Origin of the sequence: Paenarthrobacter sp. Y-19, assembly GCF_029223985.1 — a bacterium.
In the GTDB taxonomy this organism is placed as follows: domain Bacteria; phylum Actinomycetota; class Actinomycetes; order Actinomycetales; family Micrococcaceae; genus Arthrobacter; species Arthrobacter nicotinovorans.
The window spans coordinates 1,428,690-1,454,795 of sequence record NZ_CP119414.1 but is presented as its reverse complement, the minus strand read 5'-3'; the positions used below and the strand labels follow the sequence as shown (position 1 = coordinate 1,454,795).

At 62.9% G+C, this 26,106-nt stretch carries 25 protein-coding genes; 5 read left to right on the top strand and 20 right to left on the bottom strand.

The window, feature by feature from the left end; genetic code table 11:
• Positions 1–161: 161 nt before the first annotated feature.
• A complete protein-coding gene (panB, locus tag PYR64_RS06720) occupies positions 162–1,067 on the top strand; it encodes a 3-methyl-2-oxobutanoate hydroxymethyltransferase (RefSeq protein ID WP_018779313.1) in 906 nt (301 codons plus the stop codon).
• 11 nt (positions 1,068–1,078) lie between these two features.
• Here panB and PYR64_RS06715 read toward each other — a convergent pair whose 3' ends face one another.
• Positions 1,079–1,243 carry an SPOR domain-containing protein gene (locus PYR64_RS06715; protein WP_011774435.1) on the bottom strand — a complete coding sequence of 55 codons (165 nt, stop codon included), beginning with the start codon at positions 1,241–1,243 and terminating at the stop codon, positions 1,079–1,081.
• A 108-nt stretch (positions 1,244–1,351) separates the two neighbouring features.
• On the opposite strand from PYR64_RS06715, the gene map reads away from it, so the two are divergent.
• The 3 genes from map (at position 1,352) to PYR64_RS06700 (ending at position 3,881) form a co-directional block, all read left to right on the top strand.
• Positions 1,352–2,230, top strand: a complete 879-nt coding sequence (map, locus tag PYR64_RS06710) for a type I methionyl aminopeptidase (RefSeq protein WP_018779312.1) — start codon at positions 1,352–1,354, stop codon at positions 2,228–2,230.
• A 72-nt stretch (positions 2,231–2,302) separates the two neighbouring features.
• Entirely contained in the window at positions 2,303–3,106 is an 804-nt protein-coding gene (locus tag PYR64_RS06705; RefSeq protein ID WP_275779910.1) for a polyphosphate--glucose phosphotransferase, read from the top strand.
• Between the two features lie 7 nt (positions 3,107–3,113).
• Complete coding sequence (locus PYR64_RS06700; RefSeq protein ID WP_018779310.1) at positions 3,114–3,881, top strand: SDR family oxidoreductase; 768 nt, start codon at positions 3,114–3,116, stop codon at positions 3,879–3,881.
• A gap of 60 nt (positions 3,882–3,941) precedes the next feature.
• Here PYR64_RS06700 and nrdR read toward each other — a convergent pair whose 3' ends face one another.
• The 3 genes from nrdR to PYR64_RS06685 form a co-directional block, all read right to left on the bottom strand.
• Entirely contained in the window at positions 3,942–4,445 is a 504-nt protein-coding gene (nrdR, locus tag PYR64_RS06695) for a transcriptional regulator NrdR (RefSeq protein WP_026267383.1), read from the bottom strand.
• A gap of 173 nt (positions 4,446–4,618) precedes the next feature.
• Positions 4,619–5,977 (bottom strand): histidinol dehydrogenase, encoded by a 1,359-nt coding sequence (gene hisD / locus PYR64_RS06690; protein ID WP_018779308.1) that lies wholly within the window; start codon positions 5,975–5,977, stop codon positions 4,619–4,621.
• Between the two features lie 4 nt (positions 5,978–5,981).
• Complete coding sequence (locus tag PYR64_RS06685; RefSeq protein ID WP_018779307.1) at positions 5,982–6,515, bottom strand: hypothetical protein; 534 nt, start codon at positions 6,513–6,515, stop codon at positions 5,982–5,984.
• 108 nt (positions 6,516–6,623) lie between these two features.
• On the opposite strand from PYR64_RS06685, the gene PYR64_RS06680 reads away from it, so the two are divergent.
• On the top strand, positions 6,624–7,124 hold the full coding sequence (locus tag PYR64_RS06680; protein ID WP_018779306.1) for a flavin reductase family protein: 501 nt from the start codon (positions 6,624–6,626) through the stop codon (positions 7,122–7,124).
• An 18-nt stretch (positions 7,125–7,142) separates the two neighbouring features.
• On the opposite strand, the gene dnaE is transcribed toward PYR64_RS06680, so the two are convergent.
• From dnaE to murF, 16 genes are all read right to left on the bottom strand, one after another.
• Positions 7,143–10,700: a DNA polymerase III subunit alpha gene (gene dnaE, locus PYR64_RS06675; protein WP_026267382.1), complete on the bottom strand. Its 3,558-nt coding sequence runs from the start codon at positions 10,698–10,700 to the stop codon at positions 7,143–7,145.
• Between the two features lie 70 nt (positions 10,701–10,770).
• Positions 10,771–11,697 carry an RluA family pseudouridine synthase gene (locus PYR64_RS06670; RefSeq protein WP_018779304.1) on the bottom strand — a complete coding sequence of 309 codons (927 nt, stop codon included), beginning with the start codon at positions 11,695–11,697 and terminating at the stop codon, positions 10,771–10,773.
• Positions 11,690–12,289 carry a signal peptidase II gene (gene lspA, locus PYR64_RS06665; RefSeq protein ID WP_018779303.1) on the bottom strand — a complete coding sequence of 200 codons (600 nt, stop codon included), beginning with the start codon at positions 12,287–12,289 and terminating at the stop codon, positions 11,690–11,692. Before lspA ends, PYR64_RS06670 begins: the two co-directional genes overlap by 8 nt.
• 98 nt (positions 12,290–12,387) lie before the next feature.
• Entirely contained in the window at positions 12,388–13,077 is a 690-nt protein-coding gene (locus PYR64_RS06660; RefSeq protein ID WP_018779302.1) for a DivIVA domain-containing protein, read from the bottom strand.
• Positions 13,078–13,231: 154 nt separating this feature from the next.
• A complete protein-coding gene (locus PYR64_RS06655; RefSeq protein ID WP_018779301.1) occupies positions 13,232–13,519 on the bottom strand; it encodes a YggT family protein in 288 nt (95 codons plus the stop codon).
• Positions 13,520–13,626: 107 nt separating this feature from the next.
• The gene (gene sepF / locus PYR64_RS06650; protein WP_018779300.1) at positions 13,627–14,163 is read right to left on the bottom strand and encodes a cell division protein SepF; all 537 of its coding nucleotides are present in this window, start codon (positions 14,161–14,163) and stop codon (positions 13,627–13,629) included.
• A gap of 85 nt (positions 14,164–14,248) precedes the next feature.
• On the bottom strand, positions 14,249–14,998 hold the full coding sequence (locus PYR64_RS06645) for a YggS family pyridoxal phosphate-dependent enzyme (RefSeq protein ID WP_018779299.1): 750 nt from the start codon (positions 14,996–14,998) through the stop codon (positions 14,249–14,251).
• Positions 14,991–15,704: a polyphenol oxidase family protein gene (locus tag PYR64_RS06640; protein WP_018779298.1), complete on the bottom strand. Its 714-nt coding sequence runs from the start codon at positions 15,702–15,704 to the stop codon at positions 14,991–14,993. Before PYR64_RS06640 ends, PYR64_RS06645 begins: the two co-directional genes overlap by 8 nt.
• A gap of 25 nt (positions 15,705–15,729) precedes the next feature.
• A complete protein-coding gene (gene ftsZ / locus PYR64_RS06635) occupies positions 15,730–16,950 on the bottom strand; it encodes a cell division protein FtsZ (protein ID WP_018779297.1) in 1,221 nt (406 codons plus the stop codon).
• A 218-nt stretch (positions 16,951–17,168) separates the two neighbouring features.
• A complete protein-coding gene (locus PYR64_RS06630; RefSeq protein WP_275779021.1) occupies positions 17,169–18,152 on the bottom strand; it encodes an FtsQ-type POTRA domain-containing protein in 984 nt (327 codons plus the stop codon).
• Positions 18,145–19,515 carry a UDP-N-acetylmuramate--L-alanine ligase gene (murC, locus tag PYR64_RS06625; RefSeq protein WP_018779295.1) on the bottom strand — a complete coding sequence of 457 codons (1,371 nt, stop codon included), beginning with the start codon at positions 19,513–19,515 and terminating at the stop codon, positions 18,145–18,147. The genes PYR64_RS06630 and murC overlap by 8 nt, the downstream gene beginning before the upstream one ends.
• Complete coding sequence (gene murG, locus PYR64_RS06620; RefSeq protein WP_039240737.1) at positions 19,512–20,627, bottom strand: undecaprenyldiphospho-muramoylpentapeptide beta-N-acetylglucosaminyltransferase; 1,116 nt, start codon at positions 20,625–20,627, stop codon at positions 19,512–19,514. The genes murC and murG overlap by 4 nt, the downstream gene beginning before the upstream one ends.
• Positions 20,628–20,633: 6 nt before the next feature.
• Positions 20,634–21,935: a putative lipid II flippase FtsW gene (gene ftsW, locus PYR64_RS06615; RefSeq protein WP_275779018.1), complete on the bottom strand. Its 1,302-nt coding sequence runs from the start codon at positions 21,933–21,935 to the stop codon at positions 20,634–20,636.
• A gap of 2 nt (positions 21,936–21,937) precedes the next feature.
• Positions 21,938–23,491 carry a UDP-N-acetylmuramoyl-L-alanine--D-glutamate ligase gene (gene murD / locus PYR64_RS06610; RefSeq protein ID WP_229778592.1) on the bottom strand — a complete coding sequence of 518 codons (1,554 nt, stop codon included), beginning with the start codon at positions 23,489–23,491 and terminating at the stop codon, positions 21,938–21,940.
• Between the two features lie 17 nt (positions 23,492–23,508).
• Complete coding sequence (gene mraY / locus PYR64_RS06605) at positions 23,509–24,618, bottom strand: phospho-N-acetylmuramoyl-pentapeptide-transferase (protein ID WP_018779291.1); 1,110 nt, start codon at positions 24,616–24,618, stop codon at positions 23,509–23,511.
• Positions 24,615–26,105: a UDP-N-acetylmuramoyl-tripeptide--D-alanyl-D-alanine ligase gene (gene murF / locus PYR64_RS06600; protein WP_189075740.1), complete on the bottom strand. Its 1,491-nt coding sequence runs from the start codon at positions 26,103–26,105 to the stop codon at positions 24,615–24,617. Before murF ends, mraY begins: the two co-directional genes overlap by 4 nt.
• Between the last annotated feature and the right edge of the window lies 1 nt (position 26,106).

The following is a 26,106-nucleotide window of genomic DNA, read 5'->3' as shown; positions in this document are numbered from 1 at the left end:
CCGCTGGTTTCAAGGGACAGAAGCCACGGCAGCTCAGCCTTCACTCTACTAAGAGTTCCCCCCTAAAGCCGCAGCAGTAGCTGCGTGTAACACACCGTTTACAAAAGGTGACGCTGGGCACACTGCTGGCAGCCGCCGTCGGCACCGCTTAGGCTCTATCCATGGCCCCGAGCAACCTTCCTGAGTCCACCACGCCCGCCGAAGTTTCCGCCCCTTACGGAAGCGGTCCCGGAACCGGTGCGCAGGCGCCATCAGCGACCGGCAGGAAGCCGGCCGGCCGGGTACGGATCCACCACCTCCAGCAAGCCAAGGACAACGGCGAACACTTCGCCATGCTGACCGCGTATGAGCAGTACGCGGCGGAGATCTTCGACCAAGCGGGAATCGAAGTGCTGCTTGTCGGCGATTCGGCTTCCAACAACGTCTTCGGCAACGAAACCAGCCTTCCCGTCACCGTGGATGAGCTTCTTCCCCTGACCCGGGCAGTGAGCCGCGCAGCCAAGCGGGCATTGGTCATTGCCGACCTGCCTTTCGGCAGTTATGAGGTCTCTCCCGGCCAGGCTGTGGCTACCGGTGTGCGCTTCCTGAAGGAAGGCCTTGCACACGCGGTGAAGATCGAGGGAACCGCGTACTACGCGGACACTGTCAAAGCGATGGTCCAGGCAGGCATCCCCGTCATGGCGCATATCGGCTTCACACCGCAAAGCGAACACTCCCTCGGCGGTTACCGCGTCCAGGGGCGTGGGGATGACGCGCAGCGGCTCGTGGACGACGCTGTGGCCCTCCAGGATGCCGGAGCGTTCAGCGTCCTGATGGAAATGGTCCCCGCGGAAACGGCTGCCATTGTGGACGCTGCGTTGCGCGTACCAACGGTGGGCATCGGAGCAGGCAAGAGCACCACAGGCCAAGTCCTCGTCTGGCAGGACATGGCCGGACTCCGGGGCGGCAAGATGGCCAAGTTCGTCAAGCAGTACGCAGACCTGCGCACAACCCTGACCGACGCAGCTGCCGCATTCGGCGAGGACGTCCGGTCCGGGCAGTTCCCCGGACCGGAACACTCCTTCTAGGCAGGCCTTGGCTAATCGTCGTCCTGGGCGTCCCAGGCGTCATTGCGGGCTTTGACCTTCTCCAATGCGTGCTCGGCTTCTTCCCTGGTTTTGTAGGGGCCAATCAGCTGGGTCCAATCGGACATGGCGTCCTCTTCGATCTCGTGCGTCTTGACGTTGTACCAGTACTCCGTCACGTCTCCTCCTCATCGCCGGGGCCGTTGAACGCGTAACGTTGGCGCGGCCACAGGAGCCTTGCCGTGCATTGTTACTTACGTCTCTTGCGTGCCTTATATGATCAATCTATGCCTTCTCTTGCTTCGACTGCACCCATTGGCGCCCTCACCCCGGGAACCATCAGCCCTGAACGCCCCGTCCCCGCATCGATTCCCCGGCCGGAGTACGTCGGCAAGAAGGCGCCTGCGAAGTTCACGGGCTCCGAAGTGAAGTCGCCGGAGACGGTTGAGAAGATCCGCGTAGCAGGCAGGATTGCAGCCCAGGCGATAGTAGAAGTAGGAAAGCACATCCAACCGGGTGTCACTACCGACCAGCTGGACAAGGTCGGCCATGAGTTCCTTCTGGATCACAACGCCTACCCGTCCACCCTGGGCTACCGGGGCTTCCCCAAGTCCCTCTGCTCCTCCCTCAACGAGGTGATTTGCCACGGCATCCCGGATTCCACCGTGGTCCAGGACGGCGACATTCTCAACATCGACATCACCGCCTTTATTGACGGTGTGCATGGGGATACCAACTACACTTTCCTGGTTGGCGACGTGGATGAAGAGTCCCGTCTGCTGGTTGAGCGTACGCAGGAGTCGCTCAACCGGGCCATCAAGGCCGTGGCCCCCGGCCGCGAAATCAACGTAATCGGCCGTGCCATCCAGTCCTACGCCAAGCGCTTCGGTTATGGTGTGGTCCGGGACTTCACAGGCCACGGCGTGGGTGAGGCCTTCCACACGGGCCTCATCATTCCGCATTACGACGCAGCCCCGGCATACAACACCGTGATCGAGGCGGGCATGGTGTTCACCATCGAGCCCATGCTTACCCTCGGCACCATCGAATGGGATATGTGGGCAGATGACTGGACAGTCGTCACCCGCGACCACAAACGAACCGCCCAGTTCGAACACACGCTGCTGGTCACTGAGACCGGCGCGGAAATCCTTACCCTTCCCTGAGCTCACCGGAAGGTCCAAGCAGCCCGGCCGGCTGTGCCTTGCCCATCCCCTCCTGCCATGATCGGAAATGCATTGTCCAAGAAGGATGAGAAAACCCACAAGAACGCGCCGCTGATCGGTATCGACATCGGCGGTACCGGCATCAAAGGCGGCATCGTCGACCTCAAGAAGGGGAAGCTGATCGGCGACCGCTTCCGGGTCCCCACACCGCAGCCTGCTACACCGGAAGCGGTGGCCGATGTCGTAGCCGAGATTGTCGCGGAGCTGTCCAAGCGTCCCGAGGCCCCGACAGCGGACTCCCCGGTGGGCGTCACTTTTCCCGGCATCATCCAGCACGGCGTTGTCCACTCCGCAGCAAATGTGGACAAGTCCTGGCTCGAAACCGACATAGACAAGAAGTTCACCGAGCGCCTCGGCCGTCCAGTTGAGGTCATCAACGACGCCGACGCAGCGGGCCTCGCGGAAGCACGTTACGGAGCCGGTGAAGGTGTCGACGGTACCGTCCTGGTGATCACCCTGGGAACGGGCATCGGGTCAGCATTCATCTTCAACGGCCAGCTGGTCCCCAACGCCGAGCTCGGCCACCTTGAGGTGGACGGACATGACGCCGAAACCAAAGCCTCCGCCGTGGCCCGCGAACGGGATGGCCTCAGCTGGGACGAGTACGGCGTGTTGCTCAACCGCTACCTCCAGCACGTGGAATTCCTGTTCTCCCCTGAGCTCTTCATCGTGGGCGGTGGCATCTCCAAGCGCTCGGACGAGTACTTCCCGCACCTGGACCTCCGTACCAGGATCGTGACTGCAAAGTTGAAGAACGACGCCGGCATCGTGGGCGCAGCCCTCGAAGTTGCCCTGCACCACAAACTCGCCAAGTAACCCGTACATGGCCGAGGCTACAGAAAGCCGCTCAGGCATCGCGATCGTCACCGGCGCAAGCCGCGGGATTGGTGCTGCCGTCGCCCAAGCAGCGGCCTTGGCGGGATACGGTGTCGTCATCAATTACTCGTCTGACGCCGCGGGCGCGGATGCCGTGGTTAACAGCATCCGCGCCCGCGGCGGCGAGGCACACGCCGTCCGGGCAGACGTCAGCCAACCCGCCGACGTCGAGCGTTTGTTTGACGAAGCTGCGCGCCGCGGACCAGTGACTGCCGTTATCAACAACGCAGCCATCACGGGCGATCTGATCGGGCCGCTGGTGGACGTACCCTCGGGGACTGTTCAACGGGTATGCGACGTTAACATCGCCGGCCTGATCTATATGTGCCAGGAAGCTGTCCGGAGGCTCTCGTTGGATTCCGGCGGACCCGGCGGTTCCATCATCAATATTTCGTCGACGGCCACCAAAGCCGGCTCTCCCGGAACCTGGGTCCACTACGCCGCAACCAAAGGCGCAGTGGACGTTCTCACCGTGGGCCTGGCTGCCGAGGTCGCCAAACAGGGAATCCGGGTCAACGCCGTAGCGCCCGGAAGCACGAACACCGGGTTGCATGCCGCAGCCGGAATGCCGGATCGTGTGGAAAGGCTCAATCCCACCATTCCCATGGGCCGCGGAGCCGAACCCGAGGAAATCGCGGCAGCTGTGACGTGGCTGATGTCCGATGACGCCGGGTACATCACGGGTGCAGTGCTGCCGGTCTCCGGCGGCCGCTGATACGGCCATGCCTTGGTGCCGGTGGCGGCTGCGGCTTCCCCTCCGCTGCCGCCACCGGAGCTAGAGTTGGCTCGCCTCGGAGCCTTTGGGTTGCTTGCTGCCCGCTTTTGCGTGAGCTTCATGCTCGTGTCGGAGCAGCGAAATAGCGGATTCGAAGTCTTCCAATGATTCGAAGGCCTGGTACACACTGGCGAAGCGGAGGTAGGCAACCTCGTCCAATTTGCGGAGCGGTCCAAGGATGGCGAGCCCGACCTCGTGGGCATCAATCTCCGCCGCGCCGGATGAGCGGATGTTTTCTTCAACTTCCTGGGCAAGCATGGCGAGGTCGTCCTCGGTCACCGGCCGCCCCTGGCAAGCCTTGCGGACGCCGCTGATGACCTTGATGCGGCTGAATGGTTCACCCACGCCTGAGCGTTTGATGACGGAGAGGCTGGTTGTCTCCACCGTGGTAAACCGGCGGCCGCATTCCGGGCATTGCCGACGGCGGCGAATGGAAGAGCCGTCGTCCGCCATGCGGCTGTCGACAACACGGGAATCGGGATTCCGGCAGAACGGACAATACACGCTGGGCCTCCCCTGACAACTCCGGCACGGGCACCACCCGGCAAGCCGCCGGATGCGCAAAAGGTGCCGGAAGATTCACTTCCGGCACCAGTTTACGTAGGTACACACCGTAATGACAAGCTTGTAATTACTACATGTAGTGGTGGTGACCCTTATATGTAGTGGTTGACCTGCTATTCGAAGCGGATCCGCACCGCATCTCCGTGACCCGGCAGGTCCTCGGCACCGGACAGGCTCACGATGTGGCTGCTGACCTCCTCCAGGGCACCGCGGTCATAGTTGATGACCTGGACGGCCCGCAGGAAGGTGGTCACGTTCAGCCCAGAGGAGAACGCCGCCGTGCCGCTGGTGGGCAGGACGTGGTTGGATCCGGCGCAGTAGTCGCCGAGGCTGACAGGGCTGTAATCCCCCACGAAGATGGCCCCGGCGTTGTGGATGCGTCTGGCTACCGCTGCGGCATCCGCCGTCATGATTTCCAGGTGCTCCGCAGCGTAGGCGTTGCAGACTGCAATCCCCTGCTCAAGGTCATCCACGAGGACCACGCCGGACTGCGGGCCGGAGAGGGCCTCAAGAACACGGGCGCTGTGCTTGGTTGCCGCCGCCTGACGCGCCAGCTCACGCACGACGGCGTCAGCGAGTTCGGTCGAATCCGTCACCAGGACTGAGGCTGCTTTGGGATCGTGCTCTGCCTGGCTGATGAGGTCGGCCGCCACAAGCGGGGCTTGGGCAGTGGAGTCAGCGAGGATGGCGATCTCCGTAGTGCCCGCCTCCGAGTCAATACCCACCACGCCCTTGACCAGCCGCTTGGCCGTGGCCACGAAGATGTTGCCCGGGCCTGTCACGACGTCCACAGGTTCGATGGGCAGTTCGTCCCCCGAGCCCGGAATCCCGTAGGCGAAGGACACAATGGCCTGCGCACCGCCGATGGCGTAGACCTCATCAATGCCCAGAAGCTTGGCGGCCGCGAGAATAGTGGGGTGCGGAAGTCCGCCAAAGTCCTTCTGCGGCGGTGAGGCCAGGGCGATGGATTCGACGCCGGCGGCCACCGCAGGAACGACGTTCATGATGACGGAGGACGCCAACGGAGCGAGTCCCCCGGGAACGTACAGCCCCACCCGGCCCACCGGAATCCAGTTCTGGCTGACGACTGCACCGTCCCCCAGCGAAACGTCCACGTTGCGGGGTCGCTGCCTGTCGGCAAACTGCCGAGCCCTGCTGATTGACTCTTCAAGGGCGGCCCGGACGTTGGGATCAAGCCCGGCGAGAGCCTGGGTCAGGGCCTCCGCGGAAACCCTTGGATGCGACTGCTCAACGCCGTCGAACGTGCGTGCCAGCTCGGCCAAGGCACTGAACCCGCGGCTGCGAACGGCGGCAATGATGTCCTGGACCTTCTGTTCCGCATCCGCCATGGTCTGATGGCGCGCCCTGGGAACAGCTCCGCGGAGTTCCGCCAGGGAGAGGCGACGACCCCGGAAGTCAATGCTCCGGAAGTTAAGGGCGGCTGGGGCGGAAGTATCGGAGGAAGTGGTCACCCCGCTATTTTACGGGCTTCTTGGAGAGAACCCCGAATAAAGACAGGACGAAGGTGACAAACGCCGTCGCACCGGTCCATAGCAGGAGGACAGCATAGGACCGGAGCGTGAACCCATAACCAGGGCCGAGGGCCGGGTTGGCTGGAGGACCCCATAGCTGGGCGGCCAGCAAGCCGGTCAGCCATGCGAGGAGTGCACCCGCCGCACCCCCGAGAAGCGCCAACACCAAACGCCGGGAGGCGCTGGCACCCTCGAGCTTGCCATCGAGCATGAGCCCGGCAGCGCATCCCGATACCAGCATCAAGGCCGCCAGGATCAGGTCACGCGGGAGCCACGACTCAGGGTTGTCAGGATTGGACAGCTCGGGATTGCCTGAGACGAGGTTGAGGCCGCCCGGAGCCAGCAACCACCAGAGCAGCCCCACAACGATTCCGGAAGCGGCCGGGACAACCAGCCAAAGGAAGTCCCGCGCCGGGCGGGAAGCGGTGGCCGGAGCCGGTTCGGAAGCAGCTTGGAGGTTCACACTGGGCTCGGTCATGCACTCACATTAACAAAGGTTCACGCTGGCTCCGCAAAATAGGGGAACCGCTGCGTGGGAGGAATACTCTGGGAGGAGAGCATAGGCCCACCCCAGGAGAACACCACCGTGGCAAGCGAACCATCCGGCTTCGAACAGACTTTCAGGGAGATGTTCCGCAGGCACGCCGCCGGAGTCGCCATCATTACGGCCAACCTCAACGGCAAACCCTTTGGTTTCACCGCAACATCCGTGGCATCGCTGTCCGCCGAGCCGCCCCGTTTCACCTTCAACATGGCCAGGAGCTCCAGTTCCTGGCCCGCTGTCGCGAACGCGGAATATATCGGTGTCCATATGCTGGGGCTGGAGAACCAGGCGTTGGCCGACAGGTTCGCACGGACCCGCGACCGGTTCGACGGCGACCACTGGGAGCCCGGCCCCCATGACGTTCCCATCCTCAAGGACGTCAGCGGCTGGCTGGTCGGCAAGATCCAGATGCGCTTGTCTTTTGAGAACAACGCAGTGGTTGTGGTCGAGGTCGTCGACGGCCAAGTGGGCGGGGAAGGGACCCCGCTGCTGTACCACGGCGGCGCTTACAGCAAGCCTGCGCCGCTCGACTACGAGATCTGACTACCGCGGACCCAGCTGTCAGTTGTCCAGACAGGCCGGACCGAGCAGGACCTTGAGGTCTCCAAAGAGCGACGGACTGGGATTCACCCGAAGATGCACTGGCAATCCCATGACCTCCACCTTGGTATCACCCATCAGCTTCAACCGGACCTCCGAGTTCCCGCGGTGGGTGCGAAGGACGTCCCGCAGATCCGTTACCACTGCCTCCGTGGCCTTGAACGTGGGAATGGTGATCACGACGGGACCGTTGACGCTTTCGCTCAGGTCCGGCACCGATAGTTCCATGCAGTTCAATGTCACAGCGCCGTCATCCCGGCGCTGCAGGCGCCCCTTGACCACAACGATCAGGTCTTCGGCCAGCACAGAAGCAATGGGGCCGTAGACCTGGCCGAAGAACATGACCTCCATTGATGCACCGAGGTCCTCGATCTCCGCCCTGGCATAGGCATTGCCGCTGGCCTTGGCGATCCTGCGGCTCAGGGAGGTGATCATGCCTGCAATGGTGACAATGGCGCCGTCGTGTGGTCCGTCCTCGGCGATGATCGACGCAATGGTCTGCTCGGCGTGCTGGCTCAGGACACCCTCCAGCCCCTGCAGGGGGTGGTCTGAAACGTACAGTCCCAACATGTCGCGCTCGAAGGAGAGTTTGTCCTTCTTTTCCCATTCAGGGAGATCGGGAATTTCCGTGGTCAGCGAAGCTTCCGGTTCCTGGTCTTCGAACCCGGCGAAGAGGTCGAACTGGCCAATGGCTTCGTTTCGCTTGAGCGTGATCACCGAATCAATGGCTTCTTCGTGGATCATCGCCAGAGCCCTGCGATGGTGGCCGAGGGAATCGAAGGCGCCCGCCTTGATCAGCGATTCAATGGTGCGCTTGTTGCACACCACCGCCGGGACCTTGAGGAGGAAGTCCTTGAAGGACGTGTAGTTTCCCTCCGTTGCCCGGGTGGACACCATCGCGTCCACCACGTTGACACCAACGTTGCGGATGGCTCCCATGCCGAAACGGATGTCCTGGCCCACCGGGGTGAAGTTCAGCGACGATTCGTTGACGTCCGGCGGAAGCACTGTGATGCCCATACGCCGGCACTCATTGAGGTAGATCGCGGACTTGTCCTTGTCATCACCCACCGAGGTCAGCAGTGCGGCCATGTACTCCGGTGCATAGTGCGCCTTCAAGTAGGCAGTCCAGTACGAAATAACCCCGTACGCGGCCGAGTGCGCCTTGTTGAAGGCGTAGTCGGAGAACGGAAGCAGGATGTCCCAGAGCGTTTTGACCGCGGCCATGGAGTAGCCGTTGTCCTGCATGCCTTGGGAGAACCCGGCGAACTGCTTGTCCAGTTCGGATTTCTTCTTCTTACCCATCGCGCGGCGAAGGATATCTGCCTGGCCAAGCGAGTAACCGGCCAGTTTCTGGGCGACGGCCATGACTTGCTCTTGGTAGACGATCAGGCCGAAGGTGCCACCAAGGATCTCCTTGAGCGGCTCTTCCAGCTCCGGATGGATGGGAATGACTTCCTGGATGCCGTTCTTGCGCAAGGCATAGTCCGTGTGGGCGTTGGCGCCCATGGGACCCGGCCGGTACAGGGCCAGGACGGCGGAGATGTCTTCGAAGTTGTCAGGCTTCATGAGCTTGAGCAGCGACCGCATGGGTCCGCCGTCGAGCTGGAACACGCCCAGGGTGTCGCCGCGGGCCAGAAGCTCATACGACGCGGCGTCGTCCAGCGCGAGGTTTTCGAGATCCAGGTCCACGCCGCGGTTCATCTTGATGTTTTCCAGGGCGTCCGAAATGATCGTGAGGTTTCGGAGGCCCAGGAAGTCCATCTTGATCAGGCCGAGGCCTTCAGAGGTGGGGTAGTCGAACTGCGTGATGACCTGGCCGTCCTGGAACCGCCGCATGATCGGAATAACGTCGATGATGGGGTCCGAGGACATGATGACGCCGGCGGCGTGTACACCCCATTGGCGCTTCAGGCCCTCAATGCCCAGCGCCGTCTCGAAGACCTTGGCTGCCTCCGGGTCGGTGGCAATGAGCTGCCGGAAGTCCCCGGCCTCGCTGTAGCGCTTGGACTCCGGATTCTGGATGTCCGCGAGGGGAATGTCCTTGGCCATGACGGCCGGCGGCAGGGCCTTGGTCAGCTGCTCGCCCATGCTGAACGGATAGCCCAGCACGCGGGAGGAGTCCTTGAGCGCCTGCTTGGTCTTGATGGTTCCGTACGTCACGATCATCGCCACGCGCTCGTCGCCGTACTTCTTGGTGACGTAGTCGATCACTTCCGAACGGCGACGATCATCGAAGTCGACGTCGAAGTCAGGCATGGAAACGCGGTCCGGGTTGAGGAAGCGTTCGAAGATCAGACCGTGCTGGAGGGGGTCGAGGTCGGTGATGCGCATGGCGTAGGCAACCATGGAACCGGCACCGGAACCACGTCCGGGACCCACCCGGATGCCGTTGTTCTTGGCCCAGTTGATGAAGTCGGCCACCACGAGGAAGTACCCGGGGAAACCCATGGAGGTGATGACGCCAAGCTCGTAATCGGCTTGTTTGCGGACCTTGTCCGGGATGCCCTGGGGGTAGCGGTACTTCAGGCCGGCGTCGACTTCCTTCACCAGCCACGAGGTCTCGTCTTCGCCTGGCGGGCAGGGGAAGCGGGGCATGTAGTTGGCACCGGTATTGAAGGAAACTTCGCAGCGCTCGGCGATCAGGAGCGTGTTGTCGCAGGCTTCCGGATGGTCACGGAACAGCTCCCGCATTTCCTGCGGTGATTTCAGGTAGTAGCCACTGCCGGAGAAGGCGAAGCGGGACCCGCCGTTGTCGTAGGTTGGCTCGAGCAGAGTGGAACCGGACTGGATGGCCAACAGGGCTTCGTGCGCCTTGGCATCGTGTTCGTGTGTGTAGTGGAGATCGTTGGTGGCCACCAACGGCAGGTTGAGCTCCTTGGCCAGGCGGAGCAGGTCACCGGTGACGCGCCGCTCAATGTCCAGACCATGGTCCATCAACTCGCAGAAGTAGTTTTCCGCGCCGAAGATGTCGCGGAACTCGGCTGCGGCTTCCACAGCCTCGCGGTAGAGTCCCAGGCGGAGCTTCGTTTGGACTTCTCCGGAGGGGCAACCCGTGGTGGCAATGAGGCCTTCGGAATAGGTGTTGAGCAGTTCACGGTCCAGGCGCGGCCACTTACCGAAAACAGAATCCAACGACGCAATCGACGAGGCCCGGAACAGGTTCCGCATGCCCACGTTGTTGTAGCTCAGCAGGGTCATGTGGGTGTAGGAGCCACCGCCGGAAACGTCGTCCTTGCGCTGGCTCTCATCGCCCCAACGGACCCGCTCTTTGTCACCGCGGGCCGTTCCCGGGGTCACATAGGCTTCGACGCCGATGATCGGCTTGATGCCTTTATCCGTCGCCTTGCGCCAGAAGTCGAAGGCGCCAAACAAATAGCCATGGTCTGTGGTTGCGAGGGCCGGCATGCCCAGGCGCTCAGTTTCGTCGAACAACTCCCCCAGCCGTGCCGCTCCATCCAGCATGGAGTATTCGGTGTGGGTGTGAAGGTGGACGAACGAATCATTGCTGGAAGTCACCACGACAGTCTACCGTCCCGGGTCGGGGAGGAAACGGACCGCAACGGCACTGGACTTCAGGTCAATGGAATCAGGCCGAACCTGTTTCCAACAGATCCAAGGCGTACTGGAGGTCCGCCGGATAATCGCTGGCAACTTCCACCCATTCGCCGGTGCGGGGGTGCGTGAAGCCGAGCTGGCGGGCGTGCAGCCACTGCCTGGTCAGCCCCAGCGTTGCCGCAAGACGGGGATCGGCACCATAGGTGAGATCTCCGGCACACGGGTGGCGCAGCGCCGAGAAGTGGACACGGATCTGGTGCGTCCGTCCGGTCTCCAGATGGACTTCCACCAGGGTCGCCTTACCGAAGGCTTCCAGGACCTCGTAGTGGGTAACGGACGGACGACCGTCCTCGATGACGGCGAAGCGCCAGTCGTGGCCCGGGTGCCGGCCGATCGGTGCATCAATGGTTCCGACCAAGGGATCGGGCAGCCCTTGGACAACGGCGTGGTAAACCTTGTCCACGGTGCGCTCCTTGAAAGCCCGCTTGAGCACCGTGTACGCATGCTCGGTCTTGGCTACGACCATGACACCGGACGTGCCAACGTCGAGCCTGTGGACGATGCCGGCGCGCTCCGGCGCTCCGGACGTGGAAATCCTGTACCCCGCCCCGGCGAGACCGCCAACCACTGTGGGTCCAACCCACCCGGGAGACGGATGCGCCGCAACCCCCACAGGCTTGTCGATGACAACGAAGTCTTCGTCATCCAGCAGGATTTTCAGGCCTTCCACAACTTCCTCCACCACTTCAAGGGGGTCACGCCGGTCGGGAACCGTGACGTCCAGCACCGCACCGGCCACAAGCTTTGCCGACTTCCCCAAGGGCGCACCGGCGCTCGTAACGTTACCTTCGGCGATCAACAGGGCCGCGGCCGAGCGGGATATGTCCAGCAGCTGGGCCAGTCCGGCATCCGCGCGGACGCCGGCCAGATGGTCAGGTACAACCACAGCGTCACTCACCGGCGGAGCCTCCGCCGGCCGGCTTGGCGTCCTTGGAAGACTTCGCGGCGGCGACATGGCGCTTGCCGTCCATGCCAATACCCCGCAAGGTCAGCAAACAGATGATGACGACGCCGGACACCACCGCGGAGTCAGCGATGTTGAAGATGGCGAAATTCGGCAGCTGGATGAAATCGACCACGTGACCCATGGCGAACGAAGGCTCCCGGAACAAGCGGTCCGTCAGGTTGCCCAGTGCTCCTCCCAGGAGAAGGCCCAAGGAGAGCGCCCACCATGCAGAGCCCAGGCGACGAAGCTGGAACAGGATGGCCACCGATACCGCCGCCATAATGATCGTGAAAATCCACGTCACATTCTCGCCAATGGAGAACGCGGCCCCGGAGTTCCTGATGAAGTACCAGTGCAGCAACGGAGGCAGGACCGGAATGCGCTCCCCCTCGGTCATGGTGCTCGTAACCCAGAGCTTGGTGAGCTGGTCAAACGCGTAAGCGAACGCAGCGAAGCCGGCAAAAAGCCACAGCATGGCCGGACGCCACTTACGTTGCACGGTGGGTGCCGGCTGTGAGGCGTCGTCAGTTAGGTCGTCGGTCATAGTGCTTTCATTCGGGAGGCGTGGCGGTCTGTTATTGGTCTTTAACAGCAAAGGCCGGTGGCCGAGGAGTCCTCAGCCACCGGCTTTTAGAATACTTGCTAAACGTCTGCGGTTGCTTCGCCGACCTCGGGGGCAGCAACGGAACCACGGGCATCGAGATCGCGCAGCTGGCCTTCGATGTAAGCCTTCAGGCGTGAACGGTAGTCACGCTCGAAGCCACGGAGCTGCTCAACCTTGCGCTCCAGGACGGAACGCTGCTGCTCGAGTGCACCAAGGATCTTGCGGGACTTTTCCTGGGCATCGTTCACGAGGCTGGAAGCCTCGATCTGAGCCTCGGCAATGATCTTTTCCTTCTGCTGCGCACCGTCGGAGACGTGCTTGTCGTGCATCTGCTGCGCCATGGCGAGCAGGCCTGCAGCGGATTCAGCGGAGGGGGTAACGCTGTTGCTGGCGGCCGGGGCCTTGGCAGCGGCTGCAGCCTGCTCAGCTTCCTTCTTCTTGGCAGCTTCGGCGGCCTTCGCTTCAGCCTCGGCCTTCGCCTCGGCTTCCTTGTCGACCTTGACGGGAGCCGGAACCTTCTCGACGACCGGAGCCGCAGCAGTTGCAGCGGGCACAGCCGAACCAGCCTCGCCGAGCTTCTTGCGGAGCTCGTCATTTTCCTGGTTCAAGCGGCGCAGTTCCACCACGATCTCGTCCAGGAAGTCATCGACCTCGTCCTGGTCGTAGCCTTCGCGGAACTTGGTCGGCTGAAAGCGCTTGTTGACAACGTCTTCTGGCGTCAAAGCCATCTGGTCACCTCGTTGGTCTAGTTAGTCAGTAGGCCTTCCGGCCGTTCAAAACTACGGTACCTAAATAACATCTTGTTCCTCCAATTCAACACCATCGTGTTGATTTGGAGAATTTGCGGCCTGTGAACCATCGGTGGTCCAGGTTCCGCGGCAATCAGGCCAGGCTGAAGGTCACTGCCATGGCGATGCTCACGGCAATGATCAGGATCAGGAAGCCCAAATCCAGGGATATTCCACCCAGCTGCAATGGCGGTATCAGTCGACGAAGCCTTCCCAGGGGAGGATCCGTGACGGAGTAGACCACATGTGCTGTAACCAATGCCACACCCCTGGGGCGCCACTGGCGCGCAAACATCTGCACCCATTCAAAGACCAGGCGGATGATCAGGGTGATGAAGAACAGAAACAACACAATATGGATAAGGCCGAAAACAATGCCCACGAGTTAGCTCAGATCTCCCACTTGTTCCGGAATGCGGATCGGTCCCTACTATTGCAACACAGATGCCAGGCAGGTTGACCCGCCTGGCATCCGCGAAAAGACTGTTGTCAGCTCTGATTGAAGAAGCTGGCCTGCGTTTCGCTGGCCTTCTTGTCATCTCCGATGACTTCAACGTACGACGGCGACAACAGGAAGACCTTGTTGGTAACCCGCTCGATACTGCCGTGCAGGCCGAAGACCAGGCCGGCGGAGAAGTCCACCAGGCGCTTGGCGTCCGCTTCACCCATGTCGGTGACGTTCATGATGACCGGAATGCCATCCCTGAAACTTTCACCGATGACCTTGGCATCGTTGTAGGAGCGGGGGTGAACGGTGGTGATCTGCCTCAAGCCAGAGGCATCTTCGCGGCTGGACGCCGCACGCTTAATTGGTGTCACGGGTGCGCGGTATTCCTCTTCGACCTCAACAGGGGGCATTTCACGGACAACTTCCCGGACGGGAGCGGGCGCGCGTCGCTCTTCCCGATCCTGTGTCTGGGGGCGTTCTTCGTCGTGGTGCGCGGCGACGGACTGCTCAGATTCGTAGTGTTCATCGCCGTCGGCGAGCCCAAGATAGATCATTGTCTTGCGCAGAGCGCCAGCCATGGTGCACTCCTATCATTTCTGCAGTAGGCGGGCCGCCATGACTTGACATATTGGAACCCCGGCCCGTCATTCCAATACTTTGACGCTACCCCACGGCCGGACGTGAACCGAGAATATCGGAGCCAATTCTCAGGTGTGTCGCCCCGAACTTCACAGCGGCCTCCAGGTCCTGGCTCATGCCGGCGGAAATCGCCGTCGCGGACGGATGGTCGGCTCGCAGTGCGGCAGAAATGCCGGCGAGGTTCGCGAACGCTTCTTCGGGGTCCGCGCCGAGTGGCGCAACCGCCATGAGCCCGCACAAACGCAGGCCGGCCGCCGACTCGATCCGGGCGGCGAGGTCCCCGACCATTGCCGGAGCGGCGCCGCCCCGGTGGGTACCGGCGTCGTTCTCCAGGCTGACCTGGATGAAGCAATCAAGGTCTGCCCTGCCCGTGGCGTCCTGCTCACGGGCGACAGCCTTTGCCAGGGCATCAACCAGTTGGGGCCTGTCGATCGATTGGACCGAAGACGCATATTTGGCCACGGATTTGGCCTTGTTGCTTTGAAGCTGGCCGATGAAATGCCAGCGGATGTCCAGTTCAGTAAGCCCGGCAGCCTTTGCGGCGGCCTCCTGATCGCGGTTTTCGCCAACATCGGCGATCCCGAGGGCGGCCAACCTGCGGACATCGTCCGCGGGATGGAACTTGGTCACGACGATCAGCCGGGGAGTGTCGGAGCGGGCGGCGGCAACAGTAGCGGCCTTGATCCGGTGACTTACAGCATCGAGACGCTCCGCAAGTTCCGCAGAACGCGCGTCACCGTGCCGCGGGGCGTCGCCGTTGCCTGGGCTAGTCATGCGTCCACACCAATCCTGCGAATCGACCGGTACGGGAGTCCCGCCGGTATGAAAACAGCGAGTCGCTCTCCAACGTGCACTCCCCCAGGTACTCCACGGCAACGCCGGCAGCGTCCAATTGGGCCCGGACACCCGCAGGCAGGTCCAGGGAAGGAGTTCCCCACGATGTGGAAGACCACGTCGCAGGAACCTTTTCCGCGACCTCAGACCGCAACTGCTCCGGGACCTCATAGCAGTTTCCACAAATTGAGGGACCCACCCATGCCTGGATATCCAGCGCACCCCGGTGCCGCATTTCGGCCACCGTGGAAGAAACGATTCCGGCGGCAACACCCGGGCGACCGGCGTGGGCCACGGCGATAACGGGGCGATCTCCGGAGTCGATCCCTACCAGAACCACCGGTACGCAATCGGCGACCATGACTGCCAACGGTTGGGGCGCACCGTTGGGCAGTACGGCCGCAGACACCATGGCATCGGCGGTGGGCCCGGAACCGTGCGAAGCAATGAACTCCACATGGTTTCCATGCACTTGGTCCATGAATTGGAATCGCTTGGAGCCCAACCCTGCCGACTGCTCCAGCCCGGTACGGCGGAGCTGCACGTCGCCGGGATTGTCCCCCACGTGGAGGGCCAGGTTCCCGGCGCCCGTATCAGTGAATGCTACGGAGACGCCGGGCCGGACCTCATCGCGCCACAAAAACACCAAGTACTTCTTCTCCGAACGGGGCTTACTTCAGGAAGTCAGGAACATCGAGATCGTCCGAGCGGCTGCCCGAAAGATCGGGCTCCACCACTGCGGGGAGGTCGACGTCGAAGCCTGAGTCCGCGGGCAACGCGGCAGGACGCTGCTGGCCCCAGTTGCTCAAGCCGGCGGCGCCGATGCCAGCCGTTGCGTGCTGCGGAGCCGCAGCGTTCGACGGCGCGCTGGACGGCGCAGCAGGGCGGTCGGCCGGTACGGGGTTCTGGGCCGGACGGGACTGGTCCATGGAAGGCGAAGTGGCCTTGACGTCGTCAAAGCCTGCAGCGATGACAGTTACGCGTGCTTCGTCGCCAAGGGCGTCGTCGATAACAGCACCGAAGATGATGTTGGCCTCAGGGTGGGCAACTTCCTGGACAAGGCGGGCTGCTTCGTTGATTTCGAAGAGGCCGAGGTCCGAGCCACCCTGGATGGAGAGCAGAACACCATGCGCACCATCGATGGAAGCCTCCAGGAGCGGCGAGGCAATGGCAAGTTCCGCTGCCTTGACCGCGCGGTCCTCGCCGCGGGCCGAGCCAATGCCCATCAGGGCCGAGCCGGCACCCTGCATGACCGACTTGACGTCGGCGAAGTCCAGGTTGATGAGGCCGGGGGTGGTGATGAGGTCCGTGATGCCCTGGACACCTGAGAGGAGCACCTGGTCCGCGGAACGGAAGGCGTCAAGGACAGAGACATTGCGGTCGCTGATGGACAGGAGGCGATCGTTGGGGATCACGATCAAAGTGTCGACTTCATCGCGGAGGGCGTCGATTCCGGCCTCGGCAGAACCTGCACGGCGACGGCCCTCGAACGTGAACGGACGGGTGACCACACCAATGGTCAGCGCGCCCAGGGAGCGGGCGATGCGCGCAACAACAGGGGCGCCACCGGTTCCGGTGCCACCGCCCTCGCCGGCGGTTACGAAGACCATGTCAGCGCCGCGGAGAACTTCTTCGATCTCATCAGCGTGGTCCTCGGCGGCCTGCTTGCCGACCTCAGGGTTTGCGCCGGCGCCAAGGCCGCGCGTCAGTTCGCGGCCGACGTCAAGCTTGACATCGGCGTCGCTCATGAGCAGCGCCTGCGCGTCAGTATTGATGGCGATGAACTCGACTCCCCGAAGGCCGACCTCGATCATGCGGTTGACTGCGTTCACGCCACCGCCGCCGATGCCGACGACCTTGATGACGGCCAGGTAATTCTGCGGTGCTGCCACGTTTCGTGCCCCTTGCTTGTGTCCTATAGCGAAACTGATCGAGTCCAACTTGAATCCTTGGACCTTAACCCTCTAGTTGAAGGTTATAGTTATGTCAAGTAACTCTACTGCGACGGTATTTCCTATGGTTCGCACATGCAATGACCGCTTGCGCGTGTCGTGGGAATGTCGCAAATTAAGGGCTACCGGCGGCAGTGGATTTACATCGTCAAAGCTGCCTATTTGGTGAATGGATGCCGTGGAACACTGACGTCATAGACGCTGACGGGAACCTTCGGATCGGCAGGCATCTTGAGCAGTGCCTCAAGTGCCTTCGCCTTCAGCTCCCTGTCCTCGGCATTGCCCCACACTACAGTCTTTCCGTCCACGAGTTTGAGTTCCACGGCGTCGACCGAAGCCGCAGACGCCGTCGACATCCGGGCTCGGACATCCGCAGGCAAGGTATCCAGGACCGCGGCGATCGCCTTGAACAATTCCGTATTGGTCGATCCGGCACCGGCATCGATCAACGGCAGTGCCACGGCAGAGGGATCCTGCGTCGCACCTAACTGGACCCCATCAACGTCAACCATGATGTAGGAATCGCCCTGCTTCAACAGCGCCACCGGAACACGCTCATTGATGTGCACCAACAGCCCCGACGGCGGCCGGGCCTCCATGGTTGCCGATCGGACCTGGACCAGAGGTTTGAGGAGCTCATTGATGTCCTGCTCAGTGACCTGCGGCAGCGGCTTGCCCTCGAGGCCGGACAACGCCTTCTGCACGGCGTCGGGCGTCAGCAGGGTGGTGCCGTCAACCGTGATGGTCCGTACTGCCAATACCGGCGAGAAGATGGCCCCGGCAATAAGCACGGCAATAAATGCGGTCACCACGGAAACCGTCCACCACACGATGCGGCGTTGGCGCCTGCGCTTGGGTTCGGGGAACGCAATGATGTTGTCCCCGGATGACGCAGCGGACTTGGTTGCCGTCGCGCCTGCCTTCCCGCCGGACTTCCCGGCAGGTTTTCCGGGGGCTTTGTCAGCAGTCTTCTCAGGCAACTTGCGACCGGCTTTATCTGCCGGTTTCACGTCAGGTTCAAGATCCCGTTGCGCACTGATGATGGCGCCGGAGTCATGGCCCCCGGGCTTGGCCGAACGGCCCGCCGCAGGTTCCGGTTGGCGGGCAGCCGGCTTGAACGTGGGCTTCCGGGTGCTAGCCACCCAACGCCTCCACAATGGCGGGACCATAGGCTGTAACGTCCCCGGCCCCCACCGTGATCACCACGTCGCCCTCCGTTGCAACCGCCGCAATGGCGTCCACGGCCTCGGCCCCGGTCACCAGGCGCCCATTCGACAGCCGGTCGGATATCAGCGAACTGGTCACGCCGGGAATCGGGTCCTCGCGCGCCGGATAAATATCCAGGACCAGCGCTGTATCTGCCGCCCCGAGTGCCGAGGCAAACTCCCCGGCGAATTCCCGCGTGCGCGAGAAGAGGTGCGGCTGGAAGAGAACGTGGACTTTGTGGCCGCCGGCTACCGAACGGGCAGCAGACAGGGCGGCACGGACTTCCGTGGGGTGGTGAGCGTAGTCGTCGTAGACCCGCACGCTCCTCCCCTGCCCCTTCAGCTCGAACCGGCGCGAGGCTCCAGTGAAGTGTCCCAGCGCTGCCGCGGCAGCCGCAGGGGCCACCCCCAGTTCAAGCGCCACGGCGAAGGCAGCCGCTGCGTTGAGCGCGTTGTGGCGTCCGGGTACCTGGAGTTCGAGGCGGTGAATGTCGTTGCCAAGACCCACCGACACCTCTCCGGGTCCACCATCGTGGAGCCTGATGTCGGCGTCGGGTGACGTTCCGTACGTCAAGACCCGGGTGCTTTCCTTGGCCGCTGTTCGTTCGGCGAGTGCTAGCGCTCCAGGGTCGTCGGCGCACGCCAGCAGTACGCCGTCGGCGGGCAGCAGCGCTGCGAACGCGTCGAAGGAAGCAAAGACAGCTTCGGGTGTGCCGTAGTGGTCCAAATGGTCCGCTTCGACATTCGTCACGACGGAGATGAGCGGCTGGTAGTTCAGGAATGAGCCGTCTGATTCGTCCGCCTCGGCCACGAAAATATCCGAGGAGCCATGCGCTGCATTGACCCCAAGCGCGGGAACGTTCGCCCCAATGGCGAAGGACGGGTCCAGGCCGGCCTCCTTGAGCAGGACTGCAACCATGGACGTTGTGGTGGACTTCCCGTGCGTACCGGCTACCGTGACCACCCGGTGTCCCGCCATGGTGGCCGCCAGGCCTTCTGAGCGGTGCAGGACAGGCAGCCCGGCACTTCGTGCCGCCACGAGTTCAGGATTGTCGGCCCGGATGGCTGATCCAGCGACGATGGTCTGGGCGTCACCCAGGTTTGCCGCGTCGTACCCGACGGCGATGCGTGCTCCGGCAGCAGCCAGATCCTGCATGACTGGCAGATCCTTGGCGTCGCTGCCGCTTACGGTAACTCCACGGGCAACCATGATGCGTGCAACGGCGGACATGCCGACACCGCCGATACCAATGAAGTGGACCCGGCCGAGGGTCTCAAGGGGTGCGATGCTGGTGGTCATGCGGATACCGCTTCCAGGACGAGATCAGCCATGCGCTGATCGGCGTTTCTAATACCAAGGGCCTCGGATTTCCGGGCCATGTCGTTCAGTCGTTCGCGGTCCGAGAGCAGGGGAATGAGCTCGCGTTCCAGCCACTGCGGGTCAAGGTCCTGGTCCGCGACCAACAACGCACCGCCGGCTTCCACCAAGGGAGCCGCGTTCAGGGCCTGCTCCCCGTTTCCGATCGGCAACGGCACAAAGACCGCCGGCACGCCGACTGCTGCCACTTCGCTGACCGTTCCGGCTCCCGCGCGGGCCAGCAGGACGTCAGCAGCAGCGTAGACGTTCTCCATCCCGTCCACGTACTCAACCTGCCGGTAGCCTTCACCGGCCAGCAGGCCGCCGTCGTCGTTCTTGACGGCTTTGCCGACACCTGTGATGTGGAGCGTCTGGACCCCTGCAGCCCCGAAGGCAGGCAAAGCTGCGGCGATGGCACGGTTGATGCTGAGCGCTCCGGAAGAGCCTCCGGTCACGATCAGGGCCGGCCGGTCCGCATCGAGGCCGAGCATGGCTTTGGCGGCCGGACCCGCTGCGCCCCGGTCGAGAGTGGAGATGGCACGCCGCATCGGCATGCCTACATGGCGGGCGCCCCTCAGGCGTGTACCAGCAAAGGCCACGGCGACGTGGTTGCTGAACCGGGCGCCGACCCGGTTGGCCAGCCCTGCCTTCATGTTGGCTTCGTGGACCACGATCGGGACGCCGAGCTTCCGTGCTGCAAGGTACATGGGGGTGCAGACGTAGCCGCCCACACCCACCAGGACGTCGGCCCGTGCGTTCTCCAGGATCCGGCGGGCTTGCTTGACTGCCCCGCCCAGGCGGCCCGGAAGCTTGAGCAGATCAACGGAAGGCCGTCGGGGGAACGGGACACGGTCAATGGTGGCGAGCTCGTAACCGGCCGCCGGGATGAGCCTGGTTTCCATTCCCGACGGCGTGCCAACAGTCAGGATGGACGCCTCCGGACGCTTTTCCCTGATGGCATCAGCAATGGCGAGCAAAGGGCTGATGTGCCCGGCAGTTCCGCCGCCTGCAAGGACGACGGACAAAGGCTTGGTCGCGTGGGAATCAGAAGTCATGAAGTGCTAGGTACGCTTTCGTGCGGGTTTGGGTGAGCGGCGCGGCAGGAATCGTGGACGTTGCTGGGGTGGCAGCTGGCCGCGGGCCAAGGACAACACTACGCCCACACCGCACAGGGAGATGATCAGCGCCGAACCGCCATATGAGATGAACGGCAAAGGCACTCCCACCACCGGCAGCAACTGCGTTACCACCGCCATGTTCATGCTCGCCTGGCCCAGGAGCCACACCATGATGCCGCCGGCAAGGGTCCGCTGGAACGGGTCCGTCTGGCGGACCACGACCCGGAAAATCGCAATGCCCAGGATGGCAAACAGCACCAGGACCACAATGGTTCCCACAAGGCCGAGCTCCTCACCGATGATGGCGAAGATGAAGTCGTTGTGGGCTTCCGGAAGCCAGTTGTACTTCTGCCGGCTCTGGCCAAGGCCCAGACCTGTCCAGCTACCCTGGGCCAGGCCGTACATGCCGTTCGTTGACTGGAAATCGAAGTCGAACTGTTCGGTGCACGTCGCGGACGCCGTTCCGAGCCATGACGTGATGCGGCAGATCCGGTTGGAGCTGCTGACGGTGGCCAGCACAGCCCCGACGATACCCACGGCGCCGGCGATGCCGAGCATGCGCCCCGGAACGCCGGCGAAGTAGAGCCCTGCGGCGGCGATGGCTGCAATGACAATGACTGTTCCGAGGTCATTACCGAGCATCACCAAACCGATGACCAGTCCGGCACCCGGCACAACCGGGATGATCACGTGCATCCACCGGTTAAGGAGCTTTTGTTTCCGGGCAAGCACGGCGGCAATCCAGACACAAAGGACCAGCTTGGACATCTCCGAAGGCTGGAGTGTGACACCGCCGATGTCGATCCAGTTCTTGTTTCCGTTGACGCTGTTGCCCATGACCTGGACCAAGGCCAGGAGGACCACGACGGCGCCAAGAGCCCACCAGGAAAGTTTCTTCATCCAGTTCACGTTGGTTCGTGAAATGACGTACATGGCGACCAGGCCGACGACGCCGAACACGGCCTGCTTCAACGCATCCGCGTAGGGGGACTTTCCCTCCGAGATGGCTTCGACGCTGGAAGCGGACAACACCATCATGATGCCAATGGCCGTCAACGCCAGGGCACAACCGAGAATGAGGTAATAAGTGGAGCTGTTGGGCGCCTTGCTTTTGCCCTCTAGGCTCTCCCAGAAGCTGCGCCAGTGCCGGCGTAACCCTTTGGGCTGCCTGGCGGCCGGGGGCGTGGCCTTGTTCTTCCCGTCCCGTGGCTCTTTGCCGCGGGTGCGGGTGGGCGTGCTGACCATTGTTACTCCTCGGTGGTCTGTGCCTGCCCTTCCACAAGCTCGCGAACTGCCTGGACGAATGCGTCGCCACGGTGAGCGTAGGAAGAGAACTGATCCATGGATGCAGCCGCTGGTGCCATGAGGACGGTATCGCCCGAGGTTGCCACTCCGGCTGCGGACGCCACGGCCTGGGCCATGATGGTCTCGCCGAAAATTGGCGAAGCGGCGTTACCGGCTGCGGTCTGCACACTCTCAGTGTCACCCTTGGCCTGGGCTATCACCGGGACATCCGGCGCGTGTCGCTGGAGGGAGGCCTCCAGCGAGGCGGTGTCGGTTCCGATGAGCACCACGGTCTTGAGCCGCCGTGCATGTTCCTTGACCAGCTCGTCGTAGTTGACGCCCTTGGACAGGCCGCCGGCAATCCACACCACGTTCTGGAAGGCCGAGAGTGCCGCCGATGCCGCATGCGGATTCGTCGCCTTCGAGTCGTTGATCCACAGGATGTCGTTGTGCTTGGCTACCAGTTGGATCCGATGCGCGCCGGGGAGGTAGTTGACCAGTCCCTGCTTCACAGCCGAGGGTTCCACACCGTAGGCCCGGACCAGTGCCGCGGCGGCCAGCGCGTTGGCCACCATGTGGCGCGGGGCCACCGGGCCAAGATCTGTCATCGCGGCCAGTTCCGCTGCCGAATCCTTGCGTTCGGCGATGAAAGCGCGGTCCACCAGCAGACCGTCCACGACGCCCAGCATGCTGATGGCAGGAGTGTTGGTGGTAAAACCGATGGCCCGGCAACCCTCCACAACGTCCGCATTCTCGACCATGCGCTCGGTTTCGATTTGCTCGGCGTTGTAGATCGCTGCCTTTTGGGTGTTCTCGTACACCTTGGCCTTGTCCGCGAGGTAGGACGCATAGGAACCGTGCCAGTCCACATGGTCCTCCGCGACATTGAGGCACACACTTGCCACGGGCGAGAGCGAGTGACTCCAATGCAACTGGAAGCTGGACAGTTCCACAGCAAAGACGTCATAGTCCACCGGGTCCCGCAGGGCGTCCAGGATCGGCGTTCCAACATTGCCGACCGCGATGGCCTTCAAGCCGGCAGCCTGCAGCATTGACTCGGTCATCCCCACCGTGGTGGTTTTGCCGTTGGTGCCGGTGATGGTCAGCCAGTCGGTGGTCTTGCGCCCTTCACGGACCCGGAGTCGCCACGCCAATTCGACGTCGCCCCATACGGCGATGTGCTTGCGCTTGGCCGCCGCCAGCAGGGCTTGATCCGGACGCCAGCCGGGAGAAGTTACCACGAGGTCGGGCAGGCTGTCCTCAATCAGCGGGAGGGTGCTGACAGCGTCCTCCCCCAGCAGGACGTCAACGGCGCCGACGATTTTCAGGGTGTCTGCCTGAGCTTTGGCTTTGTCGGTGGTTGCGGCGTCCACCACTAGTACCTTGGCTCCGAGCTCAATCAGGGTGTCGGCAGCGGAAAAACCGGACAGGCCGATACCCGTCACCACGACCCGCAGCCCGCTCCAGTTGGAATCCCAGCTGGTCAGCTCCTTGAGCCGGTCGGATGAAGAGGACATGGTTCCAGGGGCCTCGTTCACAGCAGCACCACCCATTCAGCGTAGAAAATTCCCAGGCCTGCGGCCACGAACAGCCCGGCGAGGATCCAGAAGCGGACCACCACGGTGACCTCGGCCCAGCCCTTCAGTTCGAAGTGGTGCTGGAGCGGGGCCATTTTGAACACCCGTTTACCGCCTGAGAGCTTGAAGAAGCCCACTTGGATGATGACCGACAGGGTGATGAGCACGAACAGGCCGCCGATGAAAGCCAACAGCAGCTCAGTCCGGGAAAGGATGGCAAATGCTGCCACGGCTCCGCCGATGGCCAGCGAGCCGGTGTCGCCCATGAAGATCTTGGCCGGTGACGTATTCCACCAGAGGAACCCGACCAGGGCTGCGCTGAGGATGGCCGCGAGCAAGGCCAGATCCATGGGGTCGCGGACCTGGTAGCAACCGCTGCCCGCTTCCTTGGGTGAACCGCATGCTTGGTTGTTCTGCCAGATACCCATGATGGTGTAGGCGCCGAAGACCATGATGGATGCTCCGGCGGCCAGCCCGTCCAGGCCGTCTGTCAGGTTCACGCCATTGGTTGCTGCCGTGATGATCAGGTTGGACCAGACAATGAACAAGATAGCGCCCAGTACTGTCCCGCCGAAGGCGAGATCCAGCCAGGGAATATCCCGTACCAGCGAGATCTGCGTCGAGGCCGGACGGAGCCCGTCCTCATTCGGGAACTGCAGGACGAGCACGGCGAAGATGATGCCAACGGCTGCCTGGAGGATGAGTTTGGCTCGGGCGTTCAGGCCCAGGCTGCGTTTGTTCGAGATCTTGATGTAGTCATCCAGGAATCCCACGAAGCCCATGCCGACCATGAGGAACAGCAGAAGAAGACCTGACGCCGATGGCCCGGCGGACCGCGGGTTCATCATCCACATGATCAGGTGCGTCACAAAGTAGCTGATGAGCACAGCCGCCACCACGACGGTCCCGCCCATGGTGGGGGTGCCGCGCTTGGTGTGGTGCGAAGTGGGGCCGTCATCGCGGATGAACTGCCCGTAACTCTTGGCTACCAGGAACCTGATGAAGAGGGGTGTGCCTATCAAGGCCACCAGAAGGGCGACGCCGGCGCCGATCAAAAGTGCAATCACAGCTGCTCGTTCCCTTCGCTTGCGGCAGCTTCAGCCGCGCTTTCTCCGGTGGGCTCGGCCCGTGGAGGTAATGCTATCCGATCCCCCAAGTGCCTGAGCCCCACACCATTGGAGGACTTGAACAACACGAGGTCGCCTGGTCTGAGTTCGTTCTGCAGGAGTTCGTATGCTTCCTCCACAGTCTCGGTGAAGGAACATTCATCCCCCCAGGAGCCTTCCTGGATGGCAGAGACATAGAGGGCGCGGGCTTCGCGTCCCACCACCACCAGCCTGGAGATGTTCAGCCGGACCACCTGAGTGCCAACCGCAGTGTGTTCGCGGATGGAGTCTTCGCCCAGCTCGAGCATGGCGCCAAGGACAGCCCAGGTCCTCCTGCCTTGTCCAAGGTCTGCAAGAGTGCGCAGAGCAGCGCGCATGGATTCCGGGTTCGCGTTGTAGGCGTCGTTGATGATGGTCACGCCGTCTTCACGTTCTGTTCGCTCCATGCGCCAACGGCTGGCTGCCGACTGGGAGCTGAGTGACGAGGCGATGTCGACGGCTGGAATCCCGGCCGCAAAAGCCGCTGACGCAGCTGCGAGCAGGTTGGTCACGTGGTGGCCACCGATCAGGCGGCTCCGCACCGGAACAGAAGGGCCGCCGTCGGGAAGTATGAGGTCGAAGTCGGGGAAGCCCTGGTCGTTGACCACGACGTTGCGGGCTTCCACCTCTTCGGTGGTAGCGGGCGAGGCCGTGAACCCCAGGACCTTGGCCTTGGTGCGGGCGCGCATGGCAGCTACGCGGCCGTCGTCGAGGTTGATGACCGCAGTGCCGTTTTCGCTAAGGGCTTCGACCAGTTCACCCTTGGTTTTGGCGATGTTCTCCACACCGCCGAATTCGCCGGCATGGGCGGTCCCGACTACCAGGACTACACCGATGTCCGGCTTGACCATCTCCGCGAGGTACTTGATGTGGCCCAGGCCGGTGGCACCCATCTCGATGACAAGGAAGCGCGTATCGGTGTCAGCGGCGAAAACCGTGAGCGGAACACCCACCTCGCCGTTGTACGAGCCCTGTGGCGCCACAGTGGCGCCTGCCGTCGACAACACGCCGGCAAGGAGATCCTTGGTGGTGGTCTTGCCGGCTGAGCCGGTGATTCCAATGACCGTGAACTGCTCGCCGCGCTGTTCGCGGTCGGCCCGGATGCGCCGGACCGCTTCAGCCGCCAGGGCGCCCATGGCCAGGACAGCGTCGTCGACCACGACGGCGGGATATGGGCTGCCGTGGGCATCGGTCACCTCACGTTCGGCGAGGACCAGAACGGCGCCACGCTCAAACGCGGCGTCGACGAAGTCGTGGCCATCGGCGTGCTCGCCGGGTTTGGCCACGTACAACGAGCCGGGCATCGCCTCCCGTGAGTCAGTAACCACAGAGGAGGGCACGATGCCCGGATCTCCGGTCAAACGGCCATGGGTGATGTCGGCGATCTCCGCCGCAGTAAGTGCAATCATC

Bases quoted from the DNA above. Each gene is read 5' to 3' on its own strand.
- murG (WP_039240737.1), bottom strand. From the start codon at position 20,627: ATGACTTCTGATTCCCACGCGACCAAGCCTTTGTCCGTCGTCCTTGCA.
- murD (WP_229778592.1), bottom strand. From the start codon at position 23,491: ATGTCCTCTTCATCCGACCGGCTCAAGGAGCTGACCAGCTGGGATTCC.
- sepF (WP_018779300.1), bottom strand. From the start codon at position 14,163: ATGGCTGGCGCTCTGCGCAAGACAATGATCTATCTTGGGCTCGCCGAC.
- panB (WP_018779313.1), top strand. From the start codon at position 162: ATGGCCCCGAGCAACCTTCCTGAGTCCACCACGCCCGCCGAAGTTTCC.
- PYR64_RS06685 (WP_018779307.1), bottom strand. From the start codon at position 6,515: ATGACCGAGCCCAGTGTGAACCTCCAAGCTGCTTCCGAACCGGCTCCG.
- lspA (WP_018779303.1), bottom strand. From the start codon at position 12,289: ATGACCGACGACCTAACTGACGACGCCTCACAGCCGGCACCCACCGTG.
- ftsW (WP_275779018.1), bottom strand. From the start codon at position 21,935: ATGGTCAGCACGCCCACCCGCACCCGCGGCAAAGAGCCACGGGACGGG.
- murF (WP_189075740.1), bottom strand. From the start codon at position 26,105: ATGATTGCACTTACTGCGGCGGAGATCGCCGACATCACCCATGGCCGT.
- PYR64_RS06645 (WP_018779299.1), bottom strand. From the start codon at position 14,998: ATGACTAGCCCAGGCAACGGCGACGCCCCGCGGCACGGTGACGCGCGT.
- PYR64_RS06700 (WP_018779310.1), top strand. From the start codon at position 3,114: ATGGCCGAGGCTACAGAAAGCCGCTCAGGCATCGCGATCGTCACCGGC.
- map (WP_018779312.1), top strand. From the start codon at position 1,352: ATGCCTTCTCTTGCTTCGACTGCACCCATTGGCGCCCTCACCCCGGGA.
- PYR64_RS06660 (WP_018779302.1), bottom strand. From the start codon at position 13,077: ATGGCTTTGACGCCAGAAGACGTTGTCAACAAGCGCTTTCAGCCGACC.
- murC (WP_018779295.1), bottom strand. From the start codon at position 19,515: ATGACCACCAGCATCGCACCCCTTGAGACCCTCGGCCGGGTCCACTTC.